Source organism: Streptomyces hainanensis, from assembly GCF_004348415.1.
GTDB classification, from domain to species: domain Bacteria; phylum Actinomycetota; class Actinomycetes; order Streptomycetales; family Streptomycetaceae; genus Streptomyces; species Streptomyces hainanensis.
Window position 1 is genome coordinate 1 of the sequence record NZ_SMKI01000367.1, and the last position, 8,108, is coordinate 8,108.

Annotated in this window: 7 protein-coding genes and 1 pseudogene; 3 read left to right on the forward strand and 5 right to left on the reverse strand. The window is 74.3% G+C overall.

Annotation, left to right across the window (positions count from 1 at the left end; all coding sequences use genetic code 11):
• Positions 1–231: 231 nt before the first annotated feature.
• The gene (locus E1283_RS27050; RefSeq protein ID WP_132820778.1) at positions 232–2,340 is read left to right on the forward strand and encodes a SpoIIE family protein phosphatase; all 2,109 of its coding nucleotides are present in this window, start codon (positions 232–234) and stop codon (positions 2,338–2,340) included.
• Positions 2,341–2,379: 39 nt separating this feature from the next.
• Here E1283_RS27050 and E1283_RS27055 read toward each other — a convergent pair whose 3' ends face one another.
• Genes E1283_RS27055 through E1283_RS27065 form a run of 3 tightly spaced genes read right to left on the reverse strand, consistent with a single transcriptional unit; the run spans position 2,380 to position 5,173 of the window.
• Entirely contained in the window at positions 2,380–2,973 is a 594-nt protein-coding gene (locus tag E1283_RS27055; protein ID WP_132820779.1) for a LutC/YkgG family protein, read from the reverse strand.
• On the reverse strand, positions 2,970–4,421 hold the full coding sequence (locus E1283_RS27060) for a lactate utilization protein B (RefSeq protein ID WP_207930539.1): 1,452 nt from the start codon (positions 4,419–4,421) through the stop codon (positions 2,970–2,972). Before E1283_RS27060 ends, E1283_RS27055 begins: the two co-directional genes overlap by 4 nt.
• A complete protein-coding gene (locus tag E1283_RS27065) occupies positions 4,418–5,173 on the reverse strand; it encodes a (Fe-S)-binding protein (RefSeq protein ID WP_132820780.1) in 756 nt (251 codons plus the stop codon). Before E1283_RS27065 ends, E1283_RS27060 begins: the two co-directional genes overlap by 4 nt.
• A gap of 224 nt (positions 5,174–5,397) precedes the next feature.
• Between E1283_RS27065 and E1283_RS27070 the strand changes: the two genes are divergently transcribed.
• Positions 5,398–6,096, forward strand: coding sequence for a FadR/GntR family transcriptional regulator (locus E1283_RS27070; RefSeq protein WP_132820781.1), 699 nt, complete (start codon positions 5,398–5,400; stop codon positions 6,094–6,096).
• An 85-nt stretch (positions 6,097–6,181) separates the two neighbouring features.
• Here the strand turns inward: E1283_RS27070 and E1283_RS27075 are convergent, their stop codons facing one another.
• Together E1283_RS27075 and E1283_RS27080 are read right to left on the reverse strand one after the other, a co-directional pair.
• Complete coding sequence (locus E1283_RS27075; protein WP_132820782.1) at positions 6,182–6,937, reverse strand: SDR family NAD(P)-dependent oxidoreductase; 756 nt, start codon at positions 6,935–6,937, stop codon at positions 6,182–6,184.
• Between the two features lie 4 nt (positions 6,938–6,941).
• On the reverse strand, positions 6,942–7,808 hold the full coding sequence (locus E1283_RS27080; RefSeq protein WP_132820783.1) for a fumarylacetoacetate hydrolase family protein: 867 nt from the start codon (positions 7,806–7,808) through the stop codon (positions 6,942–6,944).
• 106 nt (positions 7,809–7,914) lie between these two features.
• Between E1283_RS27080 and E1283_RS39045 the strand changes: the two are divergent.
• Positions 7,915–8,108: pseudogene (locus tag E1283_RS39045) on the forward strand (hypothetical protein); the annotation flags it as partial.

Genomic DNA, 8,108 nt, shown 5'->3' on the forward strand with positions numbered 1-8,108 from the left:
GGGGGACGGTGACGACCGCGCCCGCGGCGGCCGTGGCGCGGAGCATCGTGCGGCGGGTCACGCCTGATTCGGAATCAGTCACGGGGTTCACCGTGTCCAGTGGAGGTTCCGGTGAATCGGCGGGCCGCCCGCGGACCGCTCGTCCCGGCCCGGTGACGGCGTGGCCGAGCCGCCCGCCGGACGGCCGAGGGCCACGCCGCCATCGCCCGGAACGGGTCGTATCATCCCGTTATGGGCAGGCGTGGTGAGGGGGGATCGGGGCTCCTGGACGCGGCCCTCTCCCGTGGGACGCGGGAGACCGGCGCGTCGGTGTCGCTGGTGTACGTGCTGCCGCCGGACGGCACCGCCCTGCGGCTCGCGGTGCTGTCGGGGATGTCCCCGAGGATCGCGGCCCCCTGGGTCCGGGTGCCGCTGACCGCCCCGATCCCGGTGGTGGACGCCGTCCGGGAGCGGCGCCTGGTGTGGGTCGGCAACCGGGAGGAGATGGCCCGCCGCTACCCACGCCCCGCGCTGGTGCTGCCCTACGACTTCGCCCTCGCCGCGGCGCCGATCACCGGCGGCGCCACGCTCTGGGGCGGCCTCGTGCTGCTCTGGCCCGGCTCGCACGCGCCACGCCTGGCCGCCGGGGAGCGTGACGCCATGCTCGCCTGCTGCCGCGACCTCGGGGCACGCCTGCTCGGGGCGGCCGAAGCCGGGCACTCCTTCCAGCCGGGCCCCCGCCCGCGGACCCTCGCCCGGCCCCGCGTCGCGGGACCCGAGCCGAGCGCCGCCGAGGCGGCCGCGGCGGTGGAACTCATCGAGCGGCTGCCGGGCGGCAGCTGCGCCCTCGACCTCGACGGCAGGTTCACCTACGTGAGCACGGCCGCGGCGGACCTCCTGGGCGGTGGCGCCCAGCGTCTGCTCGGCACGATGCCGTGGGACGTGCTGCCCTGGCTGAACGACCCCGCCTTCGAGGAGCACTACCGGGGCTCGCTGATCAGCGGGCAGTCCACCCGGGTCACGTTGCCGCGCCCGCCCGACCGCTGGCTGACCTTCCGGTTCTATCCGGACTCCTCGGGCATCACGCTCCACATCACTCCCGCCGTCCCCGACCGGCAGGCCAGGACGGCGTGGCGCCGCCGCCCGTCGCCGCCCGCCGGGATGAGCCAGGCGACCGCCCTCTACAACCTGATGCACCTGGCCGCCACGCTCACCGAGGCCGTCGGCGTCCAGGACGTGGTGGACCAGGCCAGCGACCAGATGCTGCCGGCCTTCGGCGCCCAGGCCGTCGTCCTGATGGCGGCGGAGGAGGGGCGGCTGCGCATCATCGGCTACCGCGGATACCCGGCCGAGCTCATGGCGCGCTTCGACGGCGCCCCCCTCACCTCCGAGACGCCGGCGGTGGTGACCCTGAGACGTGGTGCGCCGTGCTTCTTCAGCACCTTCGCCGACCTCAAGCGCAGCCACCGCGAGGCCGTCCACCAGGACGACAAGGAGGCGTGGGCCTTCCTGCCGCTGATCACCTCCGAGCACGCCATCGGCACGCTGCTGCTCGCCTACGACCGCCAACAGCAGTTCGGTCCCCGAGAGCGCGCCGTCCTCTCCTCGGCCGCCGGCCTGGTCGCCCAGGCCCTGGACCGCGCCCGCCTCTACGAGGCCAAGAACCGGCTGGCGCTGCGCCTGCAGTCCGGGCTGCTGCCCCCCGCCCTGCCCGAACTCCCCGGGCTCGACGTGGCGGCCCGCTACCTTCCGGCGCTGCGCGGCATGGGCATCGGCGGCGACTTCTACGACCTGATCCCGCTGAACGGCCGGGTGGCCGCCACCATCGGCGACGTCCAGGGCCACGACGTGAACGCCGCGGCCATCATGGGACAGGTCCGCACCGCCGTCCACGCCACCGCGGGCGCGCCGCCCGGCGAAGTCCTCGCCCGCACCAACCGGCTGCTCACCAATCTCGACACCGGCCTGTTCACCAGCTGCCTCTACGCGGACCTCGACCTGGAACGGCGGCTCGTCCAGCTGGCCACCGCCGGCCACCCCCCACCCCTGCTGCGCCGTCCGGACGGCCGCACCGAGGCGCTCCAGCTGCCTCCCGGCCTCCTCCTCGGCATCGACCCGTGCGCCGACTACCCCACCACCGACGTCCCCCTGACGCCCGGCACCGTGCTCGCCCTCTTCACCGACGGCCTGATCGAGGCACCGGGGATCGACCTCGGCGAGGCCACCGCCGACCTCGCCCGCCGGCTGGCGGGCGACGAGAGCCCCACCATGGAGTCGCTGGCGGACAACCTCATCGCCCACGCCGAGCGGTCCGCTCCACGCGTCGACGACATCGCGCTGCTCCTCATCAGGGCCGAGTAGCCGCCCCGCCGCCCCGCCGGCACGGCGAAGCCCGCCGGCTCAGCCGGCGACGACCACCCGCAGGCGACGCGGGCCGTGGACGCCCTCCACGCGGCTGAGTTCGATGTCGCTGGTCGCCGAGGGGCCGCTGATCCAGGTGCCCGGGCGGTCGGGGGCGAGCCGGGCCATCGCCTCGGGGACGGTGCCCACCACCTGGTCGGCGCGGAGCACGCACACGTGCAGGTCGGGTACGAGCGTCAGCGCGCGCCGGCCCTCGCCCGGGCCGTGGGTGAGGACGACGGTGCCGGTGGTCGCGATGCCGACGGTCGCGCCCGTGACCACCGCGTCCACCCGGTCCAACTCGGCGGCGCCGAGCCCCGTGTCGGGCAGCGCGCCCGGCGGGGCCGGCCAGGCGAGGCCCGCGGGCACCACCACCCGCCGCGCGTCGTGGAGCGCCGCCGCGATCCGGTCCGGCACCTCGGCCGGCGCGCACCGCGTCACCTCGGCCCGGTAGTCGGCGACCCGCTCCAGGAACAGGTCCACCGGGTCGTTCGCCACGCCGACGGTCCGGTACCCGCGCGGAACCGGGCCCGGCTCCCCGGCGCCCCGCAGGGCGGCGCGCACCCGGCCCAGGATCTCCTCCCGCGCGTTCACCGGCGCCCCCCTCCGGTCCTTCGCCACCAGGCGCGGAACGGTTCCCGCGCCGGGGCCGGCAGGTCGCGGGCGCCGGTCCAGCGCGAACCGGGCCACGGCAGCCAGGAGAACACGCTCCGCCGGGTGACCCGGCGCAGCAGCCCCGCCCCGCGTTGGGCGAGCCCCAGCCGCCGCCCGGACGCGAGCGTCGCCGCGGCCGCCCGCATCGTCACGGCCTCGGCCGCGTGCCGCGCCGTGCCGCGGCGCGCGTCGACCACCTGCGCCCGCAACTCGACGAGCACGCCCGGGATGTCGATGCGCACCGGGCAGGCGTCGAAGCACGCGCCGCACAACGACGAGGCGTACGGCAGCGAGTCGACCTGCTCGTCGGTGCCCACGCCCCGCAGCAGCGGGTTCAGGATGGCGCCGATCGGGCCCGGGTAGACCGAGCCGTACGCGTGGCCGCCGGTCCGCTCGTACACCGGGCAGACGTTGAGGCAGGCCGAACAGCGGATGCAGCGCAGCGCCTGCCGGCCGAGCTCGTCGGCCAGCGCGCGGGTGCGGCCGTTGTCGAGCAGCACGACGTGCGCCTCGCGCGGGCCGTCGCCCGGCGTGAGTCCGCTCCACGTCGACGTGTAGGGGTTCATCCGCTCGCCGGTCGAGGAGCGGGGCAGGAGTTGGAGGAGGACGTCCAGGTCGGTGAAGGTCGGCACCACCTTCTCGATCCCGACGACCGAGACCAGGATCTCCGGCAGGGTCAGGCACATCCGGCCGTTGCCCTCGGACTCGACCACCACCAGCGTGCCGGACTCGGCGACCGCGAAGTTGGCGCCCGAGACCGCCATCCGGGCCCGCAGGAACTTCTCCCGCAGGTGCAGCCGCGCCGCCTCGGCGAGCCTGGCCGGCTCGTCGGTCAGCCCGGCGGGCGCCGGCCGGCCCGCGTCGCCCATCGCGCGGACGAAGATCTCCCGGATCTCCGCCCGGTTGCGATGGATCGCCGGCACCAGGATGTGGCTGGGCAGGTCGTCGCCGAGCTGCACGATCAGCTCCGCCAGGTCGGTCTCCCAGGCCGTGACGCCCCGGGCGGCCAGTGCCTCGTCGAGGCCGATCTCCTGCGTCGCCATCGACTTGACCTTGACCACCTCGGTGATCGCGTGGGCCTCCGCGACGCCCGCGACGATCGCGCACGCCTCGGCGGCGTCCCGCGCCCAGTGCACCGTGACGCCGCGCGCGGTCAACTCGGCCTCCAGCCGTACCAGATGCTCGTCGAGGCGGAGCAGTGCCGCGTCCTTGACGGCCGCGCCGGCCAGCCGCAGCTCCTCCCACTCGTCGACCTCGGCGACGACCTCCCGCCGCCTGGCGCGGATCGTGGCGGTGGCGTGCGCCAGGTTGTGGCGGAGCTGGCTGTCGCCGAGCGCCGCGCGTGCCGCCTCGGGGAACGCCGGCATCCCGACGAACGTCGCCGTCACGACACCCGCTCCGCCCGCGCCCCGGCGCCCTCGGTGGCCGCCAGCACCTCCGCGAGGTGCAGGACCCGCACCCCGGCGCGCTGCCGGGTGAGCAGCCCGCCGATGTGCATCAGGCAGGAGCTGTCCCCGGCCACCAACACCTCGGCGCCGCTCTCCCGGACGTGCCGCGCCTTGTCGGCACCCATCGCGACGGACGTGTCCGGGTTCTTGACCGCGAACGTCCCGCCGAAGCCGCAGCACTCGTCGGCGGCCGGCAACTCCCGGAGCCGCAGGCCCCGTACGGCCTCCAGCAGCCGCCGCGGCCGGTCGCCGACGCCGAGCAGGCGCAGCGAGTGGCAGGTCGGGTGGTAGGTGACGGTGTGCGGGAAGGCGGCGCCGACGTCGGTCACGCCGAGGACGTCGACCAGGAACTCCGACAGCTCATACATCGGAGGAGTGGCCGCCACGGCTTCGGCCAGCTCCGCGTCGCCGGCCCGGCGCGCCACCATGGCGTGCTGGTGGCGTACGCATCCGGCGCACGAGCCCGAGGGGGTCACCACCGCGTCGTAGCCGTGGAACGCCGCGGCGAAGCCCCGGACGACGGGCACCGCCTCGGCCAGGTAGCCGGTGTTGATCAACGGCTGGCCGCAGCACGCCTGTCCGGGCGGGAACTCCACGTCGACGCCGAGGCGGCGCAGCACGGTGACCGCCGCGCGCCCGACGTCGGGGAACAGCGTGTCGTTGAGGCAGGTGACCAGGAGGGCGACCCTCATCGCCGCACCGCCATGGACCCCGTAGACATCGGGTGAAAGGTGCTGGTGATTCCCTGTATTCGGGGTGATCCAGGCATGGGGAACCTTAATCATCGGAGGTGCTGCGCGTACAGTCGCACGGCGGGCCTTCCCCTGGCAACAGGGCGGCCGTGCCGCGAACCCCGGGAAAGATCCGATGTATCCTGCTTCCCGCAGGTCGACGTGGGCACGGAGAGGAGTCGCGGGTGTCGGTCACCGACGACGCCATCGAGGCGATCAAGCAGATGATCGTGGACGGCGAACTGCGGCCAGGCGACCGGTTGCCGCCCGAGCCGGACCTGGCCGAGCGCCTCGGCCTGTCCCGCAACTCGCTGCGGGAGGCGGTGCGCGCGCTCTCGCTGATCCACGTCCTGGACGTCCGGCGCGGCGACGGCACCTATGTCACGAGCCTCGAACCGGCGCTGCTGATGGACGCGATGGGCTTCGTCGTGGACTTCCACCGCGACGACACCGTCCTCGAACTCCTGGAGGCACGGCGCATCATCGAGCCGGCCACCACCGAGATGGCCGCGCTGAAGATGCCGACGGCCGACATCGAGGGACTCTCCGCGCTGCTCGACTCGCTCGGCGAGCGGCCCACCGTGGACCAACTGGTCGAGAACGACCTGGAGTTCCACCGCCGGATCGCCGCCGGCTCGGGCAACGCGATGCTGGCCTCGCTGGTCGAGACCCTGTCCGGGCGCACCCAGCGGGCCCGCACCTGGCGCGGTCTCACGCAGGAGGGCGCCGTCGAGCGCACCCTCGCCGAGCACCGCGCCATCGTGCAGGCGCTCGCCGCACGGCAGGCCGACATCGCCCGCGCCACGGCCACGGTGCACGTGGCCGGCGTCGAACAGTGGCTCCGTCAGGCCCTGATCGAACCCCGCGGGGCCGAACCCCGCTAGGAACCCCACCAGGAACCCCGCCAGGAACGCCGCAGGGGCGGACCCCGCCGGCCCGCCCGGGCCGGCGGGGTCCGCCCCGGTCGCCTCACTGCCCGGGCGGGCGGAGCCGCAGGTCCTGCATGCCGCCGTCCACGGCGATGCCGACGCCGGACGTCGACGTGGCCGAGGGGCTGGCGAGGTAGACCACCGCGTGCGCGATCTCCCGCGGCGACACCAGCCGGCCGTGCGGCTGCCTGGCCTCCAGCGCGGCGCGCTCCGCCGCCGGGTCGGCGGCGCTCTCCAGCAGCCGCCCGACCCACGGGGTGTCCGCGGTGCCGGGGTTGACGCAGTTCACGCGGATCCCCTCGCGCAGGTGGTCGGCGGCCATCGCGCGCGTCAACGCCACCACGCCGCCCTTCGACGCGCTGTACAGGGCGCGTTGCGGCAGTCCGGCGGTCGCCGCGATCGAGCCCACGTTGACGATGGCGCCGGCCCGCGAGCGGCGCAGGTGCGGCAGCGCGGCCCGGCTGGTGCGCACCATGCCGAGCAGGTTGACGTTCAGCACCCGCAGCCACTCGTCGTCGTCGTTGTCGGCGACGGTGCCCTGCGCGCCGATCCCCGCGTTGTTGACCAGGATGTCCAGGCCACCGAAGTGGCCGGTCACGGTGTCGATCGCCTGCCGTACCGACGCGTCGTCGCCGACGTCGGCGCGCACCCCGAGCACGTCGCCCGCGTCCGGCACCTGCGTCAGGTCGAGCGCCGCGACCCGCGCGCCCCGCTCGGCGAGGGCCGCCACCACGGCCGCACCGATGCCCGAGGCGCCGCCGGTCACCGCGGCCACCAGGCCGTCGAACTCGCTCATCTCGTTACCTCGCTTCCGTCGCGACGAACCGCTGGAACTCCTGCCGCTGCCGTCCGAGCCCCTCGATGCCCACCTCGACGACATCCCCGGGTGCCAGGTAGGGGAACCGCCCGGACAGGGCGACGCCCCGCGGCGTGCCCGTCAGGATCACGTCGCCGGGTTCCAGCGCGAGGTAGCGGCTCAGGTGCCACACCAGGAACTCGACGCCGAAGATCATGTCCGTGGTCGTGGAGTCCTGGCGCGGCTCGCCGTTGACCCAGCTGCGCAGTCGCAGCTTCGTGTGGTCCACCTCGTCGGGTGTCACCAGCCACGGTCCGAGCGGCGAGAAGCCGGGGGCGCACTTGCCCTTGCTCCACTGCCCGCCCGACTCGTCCAGCTGGTGGCGGCGCTCGGAGACGTCGTTGCCGAGCACGAAGCCGGCGACATGGGCCATGCTCTCCGCGGGTGACTCCAGGTAGAGCGCGCGGTCGCCGATGACGACGCCGAGTTCGACCTCCCAGTCGGTGCGCTCGCTGCCGGGCGGGATGGTCACCGGGTCGTTCGGGCCGCCGACGGTGTTGGGCGTCTTCAGGAAGATGATCGGCACCTCGGGCGGCGCCGCCCCGGACTCGGCCGCGTGCTCGGCGTAGTTCATGCCGACGCAGACGACCGCGCCGGGCCGGGCGATCGGCGGCCCGACCCGCAGGCCGTCCGTGTCGGGCAGCACCGGCAGCGCTCCCGCCGCCAGGGCGGCACGGGCGGCGGCGACGCCCCCGGAGGCGAGGAAGCCGCCGTCGATGTCGGCCGTCAGGCCGGTCAGGTCGTAGGTCGCGTCGTCGGTCACGACGACGGGCCGCTCATGCCCCGCAGGGCCGAGTCGAGCGAACTTCACCGGACACTCCTCACGCCATTGGTCGGGTGTATTGACGGATCTACCGGGGATCTTAGGCCAACAGGGCGAAGTGGGCGACCCTTGACGATAGAGACATCGGATGTTTATGGTCGCCGCCAAGCAGATCGCTCAAGGGGTACCAGGGAGTGTGTCCGTGACCCGCTTCATCGCTTTGCATACGCACGATGTACGTTTCCCCACCTCGCGGACGTTGGACGGTTCGGATGCGATGAATCCGGATCCGGACTACTCGGCCGCGTATCTCCGTTTGGTGACCGATGCGGGTGATGGTCTGGAGGG

Bases quoted from the DNA above. Each gene is read 5' to 3' on its own strand.
- E1283_RS27075 (WP_132820782.1), bottom strand. From the start codon at position 6,937: ATGAGCGAGTTCGACGGCCTGGTGGCCGCGGTGACCGGCGGCGCCTCG.
- E1283_RS27065 (WP_132820780.1), bottom strand. From the start codon at position 5,173: ATGAGGGTCGCCCTCCTGGTCACCTGCCTCAACGACACGCTGTTCCCC.
- E1283_RS27050 (WP_132820778.1), top strand. From the start codon at position 232: ATGGGCAGGCGTGGTGAGGGGGGATCGGGGCTCCTGGACGCGGCCCTC.